The following is a 15,221-nucleotide window of genomic DNA, read 5'->3' on the forward strand; positions in this document are numbered from 1 at the left end:
GGGCGCCCCAAACCGGTCAGGCGGGCTCGGCTTGCCGGGCCGCAGCAATGCAGGCCTGCAGCAACTGCGTGTCGCCCAGCTGGTTGGCCAGGATCAGGATCAGCCGTGCGTTGAGCAACTCGGACTGCTCGCGGCTCAGCCCCTGGTGAGCGTCGAGCAGGCATTCGTAGAACGCGTCTGCATCCTGAAAGTTGGCGCTGGTTTTGAGGGCGGTTTCGGTTTTCATGATGTTTATCCTGACTACTAACGCAGGCCCAGGGTCTTTTCAACGGCGGCAACCAACTGGCCGTCCACCGTCTCGCCGGTGGCGGCCAGGTAGCCGTCCGGCCGCAGCAAGGCCCAGGCGTGGCCAAACACATGGCAGGCGCCCTGCAAATGGCCGGTGCCGCGGGCGTTGATGTCGCGCAGGTGTTCCACCGCTTGCGCCGGGTCGTCCGGGGCCAGCACTTGTACGCTGCGCACAGGCGCGTGCTCAGCGAGCCGCTGCAGACGTTCCAGGCCGGTGGCCGTGAGCTCCCCGAACACCAGCACCAGCAGGTCGCCATCGGCCCACTGCAGCAGGTCGTTGACCGAACCCTGGTCGCCGTTCGCCCAGCGAAAAGCCACGTTTTGCACCGACTGCCCGCCCGTGCTTTCGCAGATCCGGGACTGGGTGTAGGTGTTGGCCACTGCCATGCGACCCGTGTTGACCAGTGCGCGTGCGAACGGGTATTGCTTTGCCAGGCCAATGGCGGCGGTGCGGAAGCAGCGTTCCATGCCGTCAGCGGGGCGCAGGAAGCGGGCGGTGCGGTTGGTCACCAGCACGTTTTGTTGCGCGGCCTCCAGGCGTTCTGCGTTGTAACTCTCCAGCAGTGTTGGGCTGGCCCGGCCGCGCAGCACGGCGGCCAGCTTCCAGGCCAGGTTGTCTGCATCGGCCACGCCGGTATTGCCGCCGCGCGCGCCGAAAGGGCTGACTATTTTTGCCGTGTCACCCATGAAAAACACCCGGCCCAGGCGCAGCTTGTCCAGGCAGCGGCTGCGGTAGGCGTAGGGACCGACCCAGACGATCTCGACCTCGACATCCGCGCCGAACTGGCGCTGCAGGCGCTGGCGCACCACGTCTTCACGGCTGACTTCTTCGGGGTTGGCGTTGGGCGCCATCTGGTAGTCGATGCGCCAGACGTCGTCAGCCATCAGGTGTTGCCAGACGGCACGGTTTTCGTTGAAAGGCGCTTCGATCCAGGTGTGGCGTTCGACCGGTGGATGTTTGGAAAAACGCACGTCGGCAATACACCAGCGGTCGTCGCCGTTGCGGGTCTGCATGGTGGCACCAGCCCACTGGTGAAAGGGCGTGTGCGAACCGCTGGCGTCAATCACATGTTCGGCTGCTATCTGGTAGCTGCCGGCAGGTGTTTCCACCGTGAGCGTGGCGGCTTCGGCGTTCTGGGAGAAGCCGGTCACGCGTGATTTCCAGCGCAGGTCCACATGGCCCAGCTCGTAAATGCGTTCGACCAGGTAACCCTCGATGTAGAACTGCTGGATGTTGATGAATGGCGGCTGGGTCGAGAGGTTGAAGTTGCTTTGCTGGCGCAAGTCAAAGGAGTACACCTCGTCCTTGCCTGCAAAGGTGCGGCCTACGCTCCACTGCACACCCTTGGCGGCAATGCGTTCGTAGATGCCGAGCCGGTGGAAGATCTCCAGCGACTTCTGCGTGTAGCAAATGCCGCGCGAGGAGGCACCCTTGACGCCCACGGTGTTGTCTTCGTCCAGCAGCACGGCCTTGACGCCGTAACGTGCCAGCGCGCAGGCCAGGCTCAGGCCGGTGATGCCGCCGCCCACAATGACGACCGGGTGGCGTGTGATTTCTTTCGAATTCAGTTCGGACGGCGCGACAAACGGGTATTCAGGCAGGGCGTAGCCCGCTCCCTGAGTGAACTCGTAGCCGTTGGTGAACGCCGATGGGGTGTAGGCGGTTTTTGTCTCCAGCATGGCTTGCGCCTTTCCCGTTTGTTTTATCAATGATTTGTGGCTCCAGCCCTTTTGGGACGGGCGCCAATAGCTATTAAATAGGGAGCAAGTACGGCTCAGGCCACCGGCCTGCCGCCCACTTCTGGCCTGTCGTTTTGCTGCGGTTTGAGCGCTTCCAGCGCCTTGCCGGCGGCTTTTTCCTTGCGCCACTGCTCCTTGCGCGCTGTCCACTCGGCCAGGCGGGCGTGCGCGGTTTTGCTCTCCTGCAGCATCTGGAACTCATCGGCAAGTTGCGCCGTGAGCTCCAGGCGCACACCGTTCGGGTCGAAGAAGTAGATGCTCTTGAAGATGTGGTGGTCGGTCACGCCCAGCACTTCGATGCCGTCGGCCTCCAGCCGCGCTTTCATCGCTTCCAGGTCGGCCACCGTGTTGACGCGAAACGAGATGTGGTTGACCCACAGCGGCGTGTTCGGTGAGGGCAGGGCCGCCTCGTCATTGCCCAAGTCGAAAAACGCAATGAAAGAGCCGTCCTGCAGGCGGAAGAAAAAGTGGGTGTAGGGGCAGTACTCGCCAGTACTGGGCACGTGGTCGCTCTGAATGATGTGGTACAGCGGCAGGCCCAGGATGTCTTCATAGAAGTGCCGCGTTTCCTCTGCATCTTTGGCGCGGTAGGCGTAGTGGTGCAACTGCTGGACGGGCGCCGGCGCCGGCAGCGTGGATGTGGCGGAAAAAAGCGGGCTGGGGGGACTCATCAGGGCAGACATGGCAATCTCCGGATTTGAAGGGGTTTTCAGTGCATTGCGAACCCCACACTTTGGGATTTGAAATTCACCTATTCATAATGCATTTACTATAACGTAATGATTGACCCCTGCCAAGCTTGCACTCTCCCCGCATGGGCACTGATGAGTTCAGAATAATTACCAATTGCAACAAGTTGATAGCTTTCTCCATCTTTTTATATTGAGCCAAGCAATTAGACCTCGCCCTCCAATGGGGCTATGGTGTTCTGGTCTTTGGCGACAAACGCCGGGGCATGCATGACTTTTACAACCACGAAGGAGATTTCCATGGCTGCTCTCAAAGGCTCCAAGACGGAAGAAAACCTGAAGGCCGCATTCGCCGGCGAATCACAGGCCAACCGCCGTTATCTGTATTTCGCAAACAAGGCTGACGTTGAAGGCCAGCCTGATGTCGCAGCGCTGTTCCGCTCCACCGCGGAAGGCGAAACCGGCCACGCACACGGCCACCTCGAGTGGCTCGAGCAGTGCGGCGACCCGGCCACCGGCATGCCCTTCGGCGCCACCCGCCAGAACCTGGCATCCGCCGTTGCAGGCGAGACCCACGAGTACACCGACATGTACCCCGGCATGGCCAAAACCGCTCGTGACGAAGGCCATGACGAAGTGGCCGACTGGTTTGAAACGCTGGCCAAGGCAGAGCGCTCGCACGCGAACCGCTATACCAAGGCGCTCGCCGAACTGGTGGACTGATAGCCGGCTACTGCGCAGGCGCATGGCGGCGTTGCGGGTCCCGCTCGGGCAATCCTCATGTGCCTTAAGCACATTCCGGTTGCCCGACACCCGCGCCTTGCCCTGCACCCGCTCGCTACGCCGTCAAGGCGTGGCGGTTTACGTAAAAATTCCATTCAACGAATTCTTTCCTAAGCCCCACCCACCAAAGCTCCCATAGAAGAGGTAAGCCAATGGCAACAGAAGGCAATCTGCAGGCGCCCACGCGCCATGCCATCGACTGGAAAAACCCTGACTTTTACAACGAAGACGCGACGCTTCATGAGATGGAGCGCATCTTCGACATCTGCCATGGATGCCGGCGCTGTGTAAGCCTGTGCGGTGCCTTCCCCACGCTGTTCGACCTGGTCGACGAAAGCAAGACCGGCGAAGTCGACGGTGTGGACAAGAAGGATTACATGAAGGTGGTCGACCAGTGCTACATGTGCGACCTCTGCTACATGACCAAGTGCCCCTATGTGCCGCCACACGAGTTCAACCTCGACTTTCCGCACACCATGCTGCGTGCCAAGGCCATCAAGTTCAAGAACGGCGACGTGGGCATGGGTGAAAAATTCCTGTCGTCCACCGACGTACACGGCCAGTTTGCCGGCATTCCCATCGTGGTTCAGGTGGCCAATGCGGTGAACAAAACCAAGCCAGCCCGCGCCGTGATGGAAAAAGTATTGGGCGTCGACAAAAATGCCTGGCTGCCCGAGCTGGCGACAAAAAAATTCCGCGCCGGCGCACTGGAGTCGCCGCCGCACGCGGTGAAAGACGGCGCCAAGACACCCGGCAAGGTAGTGATTTATTCCACCTGCTATATCAACTACAACGAACCCGGCATCGGCCACGACCTGCTCAAGGTGCTGGACCACAACGAAGTGCCTTACGTGCTGGTCGAAAAGGAAAAATGCTGCGGCATGCCCAAGCTGGAGCTTGGCGACCTGGACTCGGTCAACGCCAGCAAGGAGGCCAACATTCCGGTGCTGGCCCGTTATGCGCGGGAGGGCTTTGCCATCCTGAGCGCCGTGCCCAGTTGTACCCTGATGTTCAAGCAGGAGATACCGCTGATGTACCCCGACGACGCCGACGTGCAGCTCGTCAAGGAACACATGTGGGACCCGTTCGAGTACCTGATGGCGCGCAAGCGAGACGGCCTGCTCAAGACCGAATTTCCGGTGCCGCTGGGCAAGATCAGCTACCAGATTCCCTGCCATGGCCGGGTACAGAACATCGGCAAGAAAACCGAGGAAATGCTCAAGATGGTGCCGGGCACCAGCGTGCACACGCACGAGCGTTGCTCGGGCCACGCCGGCACCTTCGGCGTGAAAGTGCCCTATCACCAGCAGGCCATGAAAATCGGCAAGCCACTGTTCAAGGCCATGGCCAATCACAAGGATGGCGGCTTGCCCGACGTGATCAGCAGCGACTGTCCACTGGGCGGCCACCACATCGCCCAGGGTTTCGAGGTCAACCAGCTCGGGGCGCCGCCGCAGAAACACCCGCTGACCCTGGTCCGTACCGCCTACGGACTGAAGTAGCCGCCAAAGGAAACGCCATGCAAGTCACCGGAAAAATCACCCGCGACAGCCTCATGACACTGGAGGCCTACAGCCAGTACCGCAAGGAAAACAAGGCCGCCATCATGGCGCATCGCCAGCTGCGCAGCGTGCATCTGGGCGAACACATCAACGTACAGTTCGAGAGCGAAACCAGCATTCGCTACCAGATCCAGGAAATGCTGCGTCTCGAAAAAATCTTTGAGGCAGAGGCCATTGACCAGGAAATTGAAGCCTACGCGCCGCTGGTGCCCGAGGGCAGCAACTGGAAGGCGACCATGCTGATCGAGTACCCCGACGTCAACGAGCGCAAACGCGAGCTGGCCCGGTTGATCGGTGTGGAAGACCACCTCTTTGTCGAGGTCGAAGGCCGCGCCCGGGTGTATGCGATTGCGGACGAAGACATGGCTAGAGAAAACGACGAGAAGACATCGGCCGTGCATTTTGTGCGCTTCGAGCTCAACCCGGTCATGTGTGCGGCGGTCAAGGCCGGTGCCAGCGTCAAGCTCGGCTGCGACCACACCTATTACCCCGCGCATGTGACGATTCCCGCCGAAACCCTGGCCTCGCTGGCGAGCGACCTGCGCTGAACAGGCACCCCCTGGCGCTAGCCTGGCGCTAGCGGCCACAGGGGTGCCGCGCTGTCGTAAAGTCGGGGATTGCCTTATTTCACTGCGCGCACCCTCCATGCTTTTTTTACTCTCGCCCGCGAAGTCCCTGGATTTCGAGACACCGCCCCACGTTGCCACCCATACCCAGCCCCTGTTCGTCAAACAATCCAGCCAGCTGATCAAGGTACTCAGGGAGAAAACACCTGCGCAAGTGAGCGAACTGATGTCGCTCTCGGACACTTTGGCCGGCCTGAATGTGGCGCGTTACCAGGCCTGGTCGCCGAAGTTCACCGAGAAGAATGCCCGGCAGGCGGTGCTGGCCTTCAATGGCGACGTGTATGGCGGGCTGGATGCGAAAAGCCTGAAGGCCAAAGAACTCGACTGGGCCCAGAAGCACGTCTGCATCCTAAGTGGCCTGTATGGCGTGCTGCGTCCGCTGGACCTGATGCAGCCCTACCGGCTGGAGATGGGAACGCGCCTGGGCACGGCGCAGGGCAGCAACCTTTACCAGTTCTGGGGCGCGCAGATCGCCGGCTACCTCAACGAGCGCGCGGCAGCCGACACTTCGCCCGTCATCGTCAACCTCGCCAGCGAGGAGTATTTCAAGGCAGTGGATCGCAAGGCGCTCAAGGCCCGCGTGGTCAGCTGCGTCTTCGAGGAGTACAGGGGCGGCAAGTACAAGATCATCAGCTTCAACGCCAAACGCGCGCGCGGCCTGATGGCGCGTTACGCCATCGGGAAAAAGCTGGCCACGGTCCGGAAGCTCGAGGGCTTCGCGGCCGAAGGTTATCGTTTTGCGCCCGCGGTGTCTGGGCCGGACCGGCTGGTGTTTCGCCGGCACCAGAACGACTGAACCATGCGCCTTTCCCCGGACCAGCCCCAACGCGTGACGCCCCAGGTGCAGGCCTGGGTGCGCACGCAGGCTGGCCTGGGTCACTCGGTCGCCACCATGCTCAAGGCCATGCGCGCTGCAGGCTGGCAAACCGACGTGGCACGCGGCGTCATCGCCGGCACCTTGAAGGCACCCGTGCCGGTGCCGCTGCCCGTCCTGGGCTCTGCCCTGCGGATCGACGCCGGCGACCGGCAGGTCGATGTGCTGATGCAGATGAGCCAGCCGCACATCGTGGTGTTCGGCAATGTACTCGGCGACGACGAATGCAGCGCCTTGATGGAAGCCGCCAGGCCACGCCTGTCGCGTTCGCTGACCGTGGCCGTCAAGACCGGCGGTGAGGAACTCAACGACGACCGCACCAGCCGCGGCATGTTTTTCACGCGCGGCGAAAATGAACTGGTGAACCGCATCGAGGCGCGCCTGGCACGCCTGCTGGACTGGCCGGTGGAAAACGGGGAGGGCCTGCAGGTGCTGCAGTACCTGCCGGGTGCCGAATACAAGCCGCACTATGATTACTTCGACCCCGCCGAGCCGGGCACACCGACCATCCTGCAGCGCGGTGGCCAGCGGGTGGCGACCCTGATTCTTTACCTCAGCGCGCCGGAAGCCGGCGGCGCGACGGTTTTCCCCGATGTCGGCCTGGAAGTGGCGCCACAGCGCGGCCATGCGGTTTTTTTTAGCTATGACCAGCCGCACGCCTCGACGCTCAGCCTGCATGGCGGCGCGCCGGTGCTGGCCGGGGAAAAATGGGTGGCCACCAAATGGCTGCGCGAAAAACAGTTCATTTAACACCCCCGTCCAGGCTCACTGCGTGTAGCCTGTTCCCCCCTCAAGGGGGCGGCGCCTGCGGCCTGGCGAAGCCAGTTCCGCGGCCCCTGCTGAGGAGTCCGTCTACTTCGCGCTGACAGGGGTGTTCATAATGCCTTTATGAAAATCAGAGCTAACGGCATAGATATCGAAATCGAAGATACCCATGAGGGCGACACGACCGGCCGCCCCGTGGTTCTTCTCATCATGGGCCTGGGCATGCAGTTGGTGGCCTGGCCGCCGGCGCTGGTACAGGCACTGGTGGACGCCGGCTACCGCGTGATTCGCCTGGACAACCGCGACATCGGCCTGTCGCAGAAATTCGACCACCTGGGCCATCCCAACCTGGTATGGGAAGGCCTCAAGTACAAGCTGGGGCTCGCCGTGAAGGCACCATATGGCCTGCACGACATGGCAGCCGATGCGCTGGCGGTGCTGGACGCGCTGGGTGTGCAGAAGGCGCATGTGGTGGGTGTCAGCATGGGCGGCATGATCGCGCAGCGGGTGGCGCTGGCAGCCCCGGGACGTGTGCTGAGCCTGACCAGCGTCATGAGCTCCAGTGGCGCGCGCGGGCTGCCCCAGGCCGAGCCGCGTGTCATGCGCGTGCTGATGAGCCGGCCGGACGGCAAGGATATCTCCTCGGTGACGGACCATTACGTCCGGCTCTTCAAGGCGATTGGCAGCCCGGGTTTTCCGGTGGACGATGCCGAGCTGCGTGAACGCATCATGTCGGCTGCACGGCGAGGTTTTCATCCCGCGGGCACGGTGCGGCAGATGGTGGCCATCGCCGCCGACAGCCGGCGCGCTGCGGAATTGGGAGGCCTGTGCCTGCCCACGCTGGTGGTGCATGGCAAGGCCGACCCGCTGGTACCGTTTGCTTGCGGGGAAGACACCGCGCGCCGCATTCCCGGCGCCCGCCTGATCGGCATCGAGGGCATGGGCCACGACCTGCCCAAAGGTGTGGTCGAGCGTTTGCTGGAGCCGTTGATTCCCCACCTCAAGGCCGCGGAGGCCACATCATGAACACCCCTGACAAATCACAACTGGGCAAGCCCACGCCCTACATTGACCAGTACGACGCCTCGCTGCTGTTTCCCATCCCCCGTGCCGTCAAGCGCGAAGAGCTGGGCCTGGGCGAGCAGTTGCCTTTCCTGGGCGCCGACATGTGGACCGTGTTCGAGCTGAGCTGGCTCAACCAGCGCGGCAAACCGCAGGTAGCGCTGGCGCACATCACCGTGCCTTGCGAGTCGCCCAACATCGTCGAGAGCAAGTCCTTCAAGCTGTACCTGGGCAGCTTCAACAGCACGCGTTTCCTGGACGCCCGCGAAGTGCGCGAGCGCATCCGCGCCGACCTCAACGCCGTGGTCGGTGCGGGCGTGGGTGTCAAGACGCTGGGGCCGGAGCTGTTTGACCAGGAACCCGTGCACGAACTCGACGGCCTGAACCTGGACCGGCTCGACGTCGAATGCCAGCACTACACACCGGCGCCCGAGCTGCTGTTTGCCGACCACGAAGAGCCGCCGGTCACCGAAACCCTGGTGTCCAACCTGCTCAAGAGCAACTGCCTGGTCACGGGCCAGCCCGACTGGGGCAGCGTGCAGATCAGCTACGCCGGCGCACCCATCGACCAGGAAGGCCTGCTGCAGTACATCGTGAGTTTTCGCAACCACAACGAGTTCCATGAGCAATGCGTGGAGCGCATCTTCATGGACATCTGGACACGCTGCCGGCCGCTCAAGCTGTCGGTCTACGCGCGTTACACGCGGCGCGGCGGGCTGGACATCAACCCGTTTCGCACGAGTTATCCGCAGCCCATGCCGGCGAATATCCGGACGGCGCGGCAGTAGGCGCCGCATCTCGTCGCTGATGCTATCTAATCAATAGCTGCTTGCGCCCGTACGATAAGGGCTAAAGCCCGATTTCATTGAAGAACTTGAGCGGCGGCAGTGCGCTGAACTCGCCCGCGCGCTTTTCCTTCATGGCTGTCACCGATTCACGCACATGCTGGTTGCTCCAGATCGCGCCCTGCAGCCAGCCCATTTGCTTGAGCGCGTCATCCACCGAATGGTCGCGGGTATAGTGAATCGCCTGCTTGGTGCCCCAAATCGCCACCGGCGGTTTGGCGGCAATCTCTTTCGCGCATTGCAGCGCACCAGCCAGCATGGCTTCGGGTGAGTCGAAGACTTCGTTGACCAGGCCGTAACCCAGCGCCTTGGCCGCGCTGAGGCGCCGCCCGGTGTAGGCCAGCTCCTTGACCACCGCCAGCGGCACCAGCTTGGGCAGGCGTTGCAGGGTGCCGACGTCGGCCACCATGCCGATGTTGATTTCCTGGATGCAGAAAAAAGCATCGCTCGTTGCGTAGCGCAGGCAGCAGGCGGTCACCATGTCGACCGCACCGCCAATGCAGCCGCCCTGGATGGCCGCGATCACCGGTATGCGCAGGGTTTCCAACTTGGTGAAGGTGGCCTGCATGTCGGCCAGCAGGTCGAAGATCGCGGCGCGGCCTTCGGGGCTCTGGTCGTCCATGGCGATGGCGCCCGAGAAGGTTTCCAGCGCCATGCCGGCACTGAAATGTTTGCCGGTGCTGGAAATCACCAGCACACGCGCATCGCCGGCCTTGTGGATGTGGGTGAGCACTTCATCAAGCTCGCGCCAGAAGGTCGGGTGCATGGTGTTCATCGCCTCTGGGCGGTTGAGCACCAGGTGCGCGATGTGGTCGGTGATGGAAAGGGAAAAGCAGGTCAGTGGGTTCATGCCTGCCAATGTAATTCAGTGTGCCAGTTCCAGCCAGTCGCACCTGAGACGGCCGCGGGTATGGGCATGTACCCGCCAGCGCACATACAGCTGCGGCACAAGCATGCCGAGCAGACACAAGGGGTAAGCCAGCGGGACTTCCAGCACAAAGGCTGGCAACCAGCCAACCCAGCCCATGACCCACAGCGTCAGCACGGCGTCCCAGAGCTGGTGCTCCAGCGGATGGCTGCCTTGATGGTTCAGGTGCCACTGCTTGATGCGTTGCAGCCCTGCCAGGGTGAGGTGCCAGCTTGCCGGGGAAGTTGAAGGGTGCGCCATGAAGCCTCCGTGCAGAGGCTTCAATGTAAGTTTTGAGTAAGTTGCTGTCAACGTCTTCCGATGTCTAGATCCGGCGTCGGCGCGGCACCACGCCCAGTTGCAGGGTCAACTTGCCGGGTGAGGCCGTCACGGCATAGGCCTGCGGGGCAATGTCGATCAGCTGGTCGGCATGCCACACCCTGATCTGTGCCGCGCCTTCGGGCACCTGCTCCAGCTGCGCCACGCCGTCGGTGCCGGTCAGTGCCGCCCAGGGGGAGTCGCTCACGTACACATGCCCGCGCATGGAGCCGTGGATGTGGCAGCCCAGCAGCACGGCGCCGGGTTTGCTGAAAGTGGCTTCTGCGGTTTTGGCGGGTTTGCCCTCGGGCTTGCCGTCCAGGCGCAACTCGAAACCGCCGCTGGCCGCGGCATTGAACTGGGCCGCACCGGCAGCCGAAGCGCGCACATGGTGTTCCCAGGGGTCGTTGTTGATGAACTGGGCTTTGGCGCCCACGGCCACCAGGCTGACGGCCGGAACAAATCGCATTTTTTCCTGGTGAATCGTGACCTGGCTGGGCAGCGGATTTTTAGGCGTAGCGGTTTTGCTGGCCGGCACCACCACCACCACGGCGTCAGGCGCCGGCTTGCCTTCCTTGTCAAGCACCAACACTGCAAGATTTCCGGCTGCAGCCGTTGTGGAAAGAGCGCAAGCAGCTATCAAAAAAAGAGCGGATTGCAGCAGGGGCAGGGGTTTGATGCAGGTCATGAATTTTCTCCGGCCAGTGAAGGGGGACTGAAGGGCGCCATCCCGATTCGAACGGGATGGCAGGACCCGCGAGCGCTTATTTGGCGGCTGCAATCGCCTTGGCCAGGTCGGCGGTTTCTTCACAGCTGCTGCAGATGGCCTGCAGTTTGGCAAGCTGGGCTTCGGCCTGGGCTTTCTGGCCGGTCTTCAGGTAGGCAATGCCCGAGTACTCCAGCGCGCCGCGGTGCTTCGGGTCCAGCGCCAGCGCCTTGCCATAGGCGGCAAAAGCCTCGTCGTATTTGCCCATCCAGCGATTGGAATAACCGAGGTAGTTGTAGGCGTCGGCGTTCTTCGGGTTCTGCGCGACGACCTTGCTGAAGCTGCTGGCAGCCTCGGCCCATTTTTTGGCTTCCATGGCTTTTTTGCCGGCAGCAAAATCGTCAAGGCGTGCGTTTTCAACAGGAGTGGTCTGGATATCGGCTGCCAGCGCAGCACCGGCGAAAGCCAGGCCCAGGATCGGCAATGCAATCAGTTTGCGGATGGAAAAAGTGTTCATGTCGGGCTCCTTGGATAGCGGTTGAAAAAATGCGCTGCAAATCAGCACCTAAGACAAACGAAAGAAACCAGAAAACGGATGCAGGGGGAGTTGTAATTTATTTGTAATCGCGGCCGGCTATCGCGTGCAGCGAGGAGAAGGGCACTTCCGCAATCATTGTTCAAAGCAGTTGCTTTCTTTCCGATTCACAGTATCGATTGCAGAAGCTCCAGGTACCGGGGACTCATGGAGACAGTGTTGTGGGACGTTCCGGGCAGGATTTCAAATCTGGCTGAGCCTTGGTTGAAGCGAGCAAACAGTTGTCTCGAGCTCCACATGGGAATGACCTCGTCGTGTTCGGCCGTGACGAGCAAAGTGGGTGCCGTGACCTGCGGCGCGTACTCCCCGGACTCAAACCTGTCGGTGAGCAGCCATTTGACCGGGAAGTACGGGAACTGACGGACGGCCAGTTCCTGCAGGCTGTTGTAGGGCGTGACGAGCACAAGACGGGAAACAGGTCTTTGGCTTGCAACCTGAACGGCAACACCCGAACCCAGACTCCGGCCGATGACCATGACGTTCGGGTGTTTCTTGCGGACATGGTCAAACAGGGCCAGGGCGTCGCTTTGTATCGCTTTTTCTGTTGGACTTCCGGTGCTTCCCCCGTAGCCCCTGTAGTGGAGCAGGTAAATGGCGTGTGCGGGAAATGCCGCCGAAAAAGACTGCAGGTTCGACGAAACGTCTTCGGCATTGCCTCCGAAATAGAGGATGGCGTTGGGGCTGGCCATTTGCCGGGCAGTCACCACCAGGTCTGCGTCGGTGACTTTGAAATGGAGCGTTGTCGCGGCGGTACCCATGGACCTGGGTTGGGGGTAATAAATCAGCGAACGCTGAAATATAAACAGCGCCGCGCAAAGTGCCAGGTAGCCCAGCACCACAAGCGCCGCGAGTAGGGTGATCACTCGCACCATCGGCTCGCAGGCCAGCTGAAAAACCGGCGTCCGGTCCGGCTCACCACAACTTGGCGCAGTTGCCGCTGAACACCACAGGTCCGCTCGGGGCGGCAGCCGCCGCATTCGTCTCCAGCGTCACCACCAGCTTGCTGACCTTGGACAACAGCTTCTCGGAGGTGTCGGGCAGCATGGACACCGCCGACCCACTGGTGGGCACGGGCCCCAGTGCAAGGGCCGGGCCGCTGGCGGGCACGGCCCACAGTACCAGCGTGCCGCCGGCCGGCGGGGTGATCGGGCCGATGACCTTGACCGTCATGGTTTTTCCGTGGCGCAGCGAGCTGACCAGCAGCTTGCCGTTGCCCTGGGCATCGGTCAGCAGGCCCACATAACTTTGCGGTAGTTTTTCGCCGGTGCGCATGGCGATCTGGTCGCTGGACATGAAAATGCCCGGTGCCGTCACAAACAGGACGCTGGCGGCAATCACACCGGCGGCAAGGCCGCCCACACCAAAGCCTGCAGGCTTGAGCCAGCCCAGCCAGCCGGCTTTGGCCTGCGATGCGTGTTGCGACTTTGCCGGCCGCGTGCGCGCTGCGATTGCGGCCCATACCCGGGGTGAGGGTTGGTGCACCGGCACCGACACGGCGAGCTGGCCCAGCCGTGCCTCCCACTGCGTGACCCGCACGCGCACATCGGCGCGGTCGCGCTGCAACCGCTCAAAACGGCGGCGCGCGCCGCCGCCCAGGGTGCCCAGCACATAAGACGAGGCCAGGTGCTCGAGCAGGTCGGGGCTGGTATATCTCATGCCACCACCCCCTGCGCCGCCAGGCAGCCCTTGAGCTTTTCCAGCCCGCGCCGTATCCAGGCTTTCACCGAGCCCAGCGGCGCGCCCATTTGCGCGGCCACTTCGGTGTGGCTCAAACCCTGGTAATACGCCAGGGCCAGGCTTTGCCGGTAGCTGCCGTCGAGCGCACCCATGCAGCCTTCGATGTGCAGGGCCTGGCTGGCCTGTTCGAGCAATTGCATGGCGCTGGGTGCCGGGTTGCCGACGGACTGGACGTCGTCTTCATCGACGTCGCCCGACTCGGGCAGCTCGCTTTCGCGGCGGCGCGTGCGGGCGCGCAAGGCGTCCAGCGCCTTGTTGCGGACGATGGCGATGAGCCACGTCATGGGTTGAATGGTTTGCCCGCCTACCTCGCTGCGGTAGCTGCCGGCACTTTTCCAGATGCTCACATACGCCTCTTGCAGCACATCTTCGGCCGCCTGTCCTTGACCCAATATACGGACGGCAACGCCAAACAGATGCAGGTGCGTGCGTTCATAGACTTCGGCGAAGCAGGCATGGTCGCCCTGCGCCGCAGCTGCAATCAACGCTTCCAGGCTGGGGGTGTCCGGTTTCATGCGGGTGAGTATAGGGAGTTCTGCCATGGCGGCAAGCGCCCGGCTTCGCACAAAAAAAATCTGGATTCCTGCATCCGCTTGGCCAAACGCAGCGTTTGTCATGGGCAGGCAGGGCGGCTGCATGCCACGGCGCCGGGCCGCATTTCCCGGACGGCCTGCCTGTCCGTCTGCAAATTCACTTTTTTCAGGAGATCGTCATGACATCTGTTTTCGCAACACCGCTTTCCAGCTCGGGCATGGTCCTGGCCATGCTTTGTACGGGCCTACTCGGCGCCTGCGCTTCTTCGCCGGCCGGGCCTGCCGATGCAGGCAAGCCCGCGCCTGCCGCGCTCCAGCCGGCTGGCAACGAACGCGTCGCTTTTACCTGGCACGCCGTGGGCTCGCAGATCTACGAATGCCGCGCCGACGGAAAGGGCGGATGGGCCTGGGTGTTTGTGGCGCCTGAAGCGGATCTTTTCAACCAGAAAGACGAGAAGGTCGGCACGCACGGTGCGGGCCCGAACTGGACGGCGCTGGACGGCAGCAAAACCCTGGGAACCGTCAAGGCCCGCGCCAATGGCGAGCGTGCAGCCGATATTCCGCTGTTGCTGCTGTCCGCCAGATCAGCCGGTGGCAGCGGCAGGATGGCCGGCATCACCAGCGTACAGCGCCTTAACACCGAAGGCGGCAATGCACCGGCGCGCGGCTGCGCAGCCCAGGCCGATGCGGGAAAACGTGTCAGGGAAGGCTACACCGCAGACTATGTTTTCTTCACCGCCACTCTTCCCTGATACCGGCATGTCTGCACTCAGAAATTTATTCACCCCGGGGAAGCGTTCAAAGTCCGCCTCTGACGGGCCGGAGACTGCGCCTGTCAAGATGAACCTTGACGAGCGCATGGAGTTCCGGCGCGAGATGCTGTATGAAGCCATCAAGGTCACCATGCAGGCCCACGGCATCCTGTCGGCAAGTTACCGCTTTCGCGTGGTGCGCAATGACAGGCGCGGCCACATGTACTCCGTGCTGATGGATCTCTCCACCGACTTCATGCACAACCGCGAAGGCCGCCCCGGGCAACTGGTCACCCTGGGCGCAGCGATCGGCCAGAACGCGGCCGCGCGTTACGGCATCCTGGTAAGCGGCGTGTACTGGCGAGTTAACGAGCAGATACAGGGGTTCGAGCCCAGCCGGCCCGGCGCAGAGCCTGGTGCCGACGCCGCGGTGCCGGAC

General features: G+C 62.4%; 18 protein-coding genes and 1 pseudogene. 9 read left to right on the top strand and 10 right to left on the bottom strand.

Features of this window, described 5'->3' with window-relative positions; genetic code table 11:
- Positions 1–16 precede the first annotated feature (16 nt).
- The 3 genes from WA904_RS12015 to WA904_RS12025 all read right to left on the bottom strand — a co-directional run bounded on the left by WA904_RS12015 (position 17) and on the right by WA904_RS12025 (position 2,711).
- On the bottom strand, positions 17–226 hold the full coding sequence (locus tag WA904_RS12015) for a DUF2783 domain-containing protein (RefSeq protein ID WP_425197353.1): 210 nt from the start codon (positions 224–226) through the stop codon (positions 17–19).
- A 17-nt stretch (positions 227–243) separates the two neighbouring features.
- Positions 244–1,968: an FAD-dependent oxidoreductase gene (locus tag WA904_RS12020; RefSeq protein ID WP_425197354.1), complete on the bottom strand. Its 1,725-nt coding sequence runs from the start codon at positions 1,966–1,968 to the stop codon at positions 244–246.
- Positions 1,969–2,063: 95 nt separating this feature from the next.
- On the bottom strand, positions 2,064–2,711 hold the full coding sequence (locus tag WA904_RS12025) for a VOC family protein (RefSeq protein WP_425197355.1): 648 nt from the start codon (positions 2,709–2,711) through the stop codon (positions 2,064–2,066).
- Between the two features lie 306 nt (positions 2,712–3,017).
- Here WA904_RS12025 and WA904_RS12030 point away from each other — a divergent pair, with 306 nt between their 5' ends.
- The 7 genes from WA904_RS12030 to queF all read left to right on the top strand — a co-directional run bounded on the left by WA904_RS12030 (position 3,018) and on the right by queF (position 9,177).
- Positions 3,018–3,440 carry a rubrerythrin family protein gene (locus WA904_RS12030; protein ID WP_077593639.1) on the top strand — a complete coding sequence of 141 codons (423 nt, stop codon included), beginning with the start codon at positions 3,018–3,020 and terminating at the stop codon, positions 3,438–3,440.
- A gap of 212 nt (positions 3,441–3,652) precedes the next feature.
- Complete coding sequence (locus WA904_RS12035) at positions 3,653–5,002, top strand: (Fe-S)-binding protein (protein WP_425197356.1); 1,350 nt, start codon at positions 3,653–3,655, stop codon at positions 5,000–5,002.
- 17 nt (positions 5,003–5,019) lie between these two features.
- Positions 5,020–5,610, top strand: a complete 591-nt coding sequence (locus WA904_RS12040) for a DUF3501 family protein (RefSeq protein WP_425197357.1) — start codon at positions 5,020–5,022, stop codon at positions 5,608–5,610.
- Positions 5,611–5,707: 97 nt separating this feature from the next.
- Positions 5,708–6,484, top strand: coding sequence for a peroxide stress protein YaaA (gene yaaA, locus WA904_RS12045; protein WP_425197358.1), 777 nt, complete (start codon positions 5,708–5,710; stop codon positions 6,482–6,484).
- A gap of 3 nt (positions 6,485–6,487) precedes the next feature.
- Entirely contained in the window at positions 6,488–7,312 is an 825-nt protein-coding gene (locus WA904_RS12050; RefSeq protein WP_425197359.1) for a 2OG-Fe(II) oxygenase, read from the top strand.
- 138 nt (positions 7,313–7,450) lie between these two features.
- Positions 7,451–8,353 carry an alpha/beta fold hydrolase gene (locus WA904_RS12055; RefSeq protein WP_425197360.1) on the top strand — a complete coding sequence of 301 codons (903 nt, stop codon included), beginning with the start codon at positions 7,451–7,453 and terminating at the stop codon, positions 8,351–8,353.
- Positions 8,350–9,177, top strand: coding sequence for an NADPH-dependent 7-cyano-7-deazaguanine reductase QueF (gene queF / locus WA904_RS12060; RefSeq protein ID WP_425197361.1), 828 nt, complete (start codon positions 8,350–8,352; stop codon positions 9,175–9,177). Before WA904_RS12055 ends, queF begins: the two co-directional genes overlap by 4 nt.
- Before the next feature lie 61 nt (positions 9,178–9,238).
- On the opposite strand, the gene WA904_RS12065 is transcribed toward queF, so the two are convergent.
- The 7 genes from WA904_RS12065 to WA904_RS12095 form a co-directional block, all read right to left on the bottom strand.
- Entirely contained in the window at positions 9,239–10,084 is an 846-nt protein-coding gene (locus tag WA904_RS12065; protein WP_425197362.1) for an enoyl-CoA hydratase-related protein, read from the bottom strand.
- A gap of 15 nt (positions 10,085–10,099) precedes the next feature.
- A complete protein-coding gene (locus WA904_RS12070) occupies positions 10,100–10,402 on the bottom strand; it encodes a hypothetical protein (RefSeq protein ID WP_425197363.1) in 303 nt (100 codons plus the stop codon).
- Between the two features lie 64 nt (positions 10,403–10,466).
- The gene (locus tag WA904_RS12075) at positions 10,467–11,147 is read right to left on the bottom strand and encodes a cupredoxin domain-containing protein (protein WP_425197364.1); all 681 of its coding nucleotides are present in this window, start codon (positions 11,145–11,147) and stop codon (positions 10,467–10,469) included.
- Positions 11,148–11,223: 76 nt separating this feature from the next.
- The gene (locus WA904_RS12080) at positions 11,224–11,682 is read right to left on the bottom strand and encodes a tetratricopeptide repeat protein (protein WP_425197365.1); all 459 of its coding nucleotides are present in this window, start codon (positions 11,680–11,682) and stop codon (positions 11,224–11,226) included.
- A 185-nt stretch (positions 11,683–11,867) separates the two neighbouring features.
- Positions 11,868–12,632 carry an alpha/beta hydrolase gene (locus WA904_RS12085; protein ID WP_425197370.1) on the bottom strand — a complete coding sequence of 255 codons (765 nt, stop codon included), beginning with the start codon at positions 12,630–12,632 and terminating at the stop codon, positions 11,868–11,870.
- Between the two features lie 40 nt (positions 12,633–12,672).
- The gene (locus WA904_RS12090; RefSeq protein WP_425197366.1) at positions 12,673–13,416 is read right to left on the bottom strand and encodes an anti-sigma factor; all 744 of its coding nucleotides are present in this window, start codon (positions 13,414–13,416) and stop codon (positions 12,673–12,675) included.
- Positions 13,413–14,012, bottom strand: coding sequence for an RNA polymerase sigma factor (locus tag WA904_RS12095; protein ID WP_425197368.1), 600 nt, complete (start codon positions 14,010–14,012; stop codon positions 13,413–13,415). The genes WA904_RS12090 and WA904_RS12095 overlap by 4 nt, the downstream gene beginning before the upstream one ends.
- Positions 14,013–14,209: 197 nt before the next feature.
- Here WA904_RS12095 and WA904_RS12100 point away from each other — a divergent pair, with 197 nt between their 5' ends.
- A complete protein-coding gene (locus WA904_RS12100; RefSeq protein ID WP_425197369.1) occupies positions 14,210–14,782 on the top strand; it encodes a DUF3455 domain-containing protein in 573 nt (190 codons plus the stop codon).
- An 88-nt stretch (positions 14,783–14,870) separates the two neighbouring features.
- Positions 14,871–15,221, top strand: a pseudogene (locus WA904_RS12105) (hypothetical protein); the annotation flags it as partial.

The organism is Polaromonas sp., from assembly GCF_049790275.1.
Classification (GTDB): domain Bacteria; phylum Pseudomonadota; class Gammaproteobacteria; order Burkholderiales; family Burkholderiaceae_C; genus Polaromonas.

What these genes read in the sequence shown, in the direction of transcription:
- WA904_RS12025 (WP_425197355.1), bottom strand. Translation starts at nt 2,711, where the DNA reads ATGTCTGCCCTGATGAGTCCCCCCAGCCCGCTTTTTTCCGCCACATCC.
- yaaA (WP_425197358.1), top strand. Translation starts at nt 5,708, where the DNA reads ATGCTTTTTTTACTCTCGCCCGCGAAGTCCCTGGATTTCGAGACACCG.
- WA904_RS12040 (WP_425197357.1), top strand. Translation starts at nt 5,020, where the DNA reads ATGCAAGTCACCGGAAAAATCACCCGCGACAGCCTCATGACACTGGAG.
- WA904_RS12030 (WP_077593639.1), top strand. Translation starts at nt 3,018, where the DNA reads ATGGCTGCTCTCAAAGGCTCCAAGACGGAAGAAAACCTGAAGGCCGCA.
- WA904_RS12050 (WP_425197359.1), top strand. Translation starts at nt 6,488, where the DNA reads ATGCGCCTTTCCCCGGACCAGCCCCAACGCGTGACGCCCCAGGTGCAG.
- WA904_RS12075 (WP_425197364.1), bottom strand. Translation starts at nt 11,147, where the DNA reads ATGACCTGCATCAAACCCCTGCCCCTGCTGCAATCCGCTCTTTTTTTG.
- WA904_RS12085 (WP_425197370.1), bottom strand. Translation starts at nt 12,632, where the DNA reads ATGGTGCGAGTGATCACCCTACTCGCGGCGCTTGTGGTGCTGGGCTAC.
- WA904_RS12035 (WP_425197356.1), top strand. Translation starts at nt 3,653, where the DNA reads ATGGCAACAGAAGGCAATCTGCAGGCGCCCACGCGCCATGCCATCGAC.
- WA904_RS12020 (WP_425197354.1), bottom strand. Translation starts at nt 1,968, where the DNA reads ATGCTGGAGACAAAAACCGCCTACACCCCATCGGCGTTCACCAACGGC.
- WA904_RS12090 (WP_425197366.1), bottom strand. Translation starts at nt 13,416, where the DNA reads ATGAGATATACCAGCCCCGACCTGCTCGAGCACCTGGCCTCGTCTTAT.
- queF (WP_425197361.1), top strand. Translation starts at nt 8,350, where the DNA reads ATGAACACCCCTGACAAATCACAACTGGGCAAGCCCACGCCCTACATT.
- WA904_RS12080 (WP_425197365.1), bottom strand. Translation starts at nt 11,682, where the DNA reads ATGAACACTTTTTCCATCCGCAAACTGATTGCATTGCCGATCCTGGGC.
- WA904_RS12065 (WP_425197362.1), bottom strand. Translation starts at nt 10,084, where the DNA reads ATGAACCCACTGACCTGCTTTTCCCTTTCCATCACCGACCACATCGCG.
- WA904_RS12070 (WP_425197363.1), bottom strand. Translation starts at nt 10,402, where the DNA reads ATGGCGCACCCTTCAACTTCCCCGGCAAGCTGGCACCTCACCCTGGCA.
- WA904_RS12095 (WP_425197368.1), bottom strand. Translation starts at nt 14,012, where the DNA reads ATGAAACCGGACACCCCCAGCCTGGAAGCGTTGATTGCAGCTGCGGCG.
- WA904_RS12015 (WP_425197353.1), bottom strand. Translation starts at nt 226, where the DNA reads ATGAAAACCGAAACCGCCCTCAAAACCAGCGCCAACTTTCAGGATGCA.
- WA904_RS12055 (WP_425197360.1), top strand. Translation starts at nt 7,451, where the DNA reads ATGAAAATCAGAGCTAACGGCATAGATATCGAAATCGAAGATACCCAT.
- WA904_RS12100 (WP_425197369.1), top strand. Translation starts at nt 14,210, where the DNA reads ATGACATCTGTTTTCGCAACACCGCTTTCCAGCTCGGGCATGGTCCTG.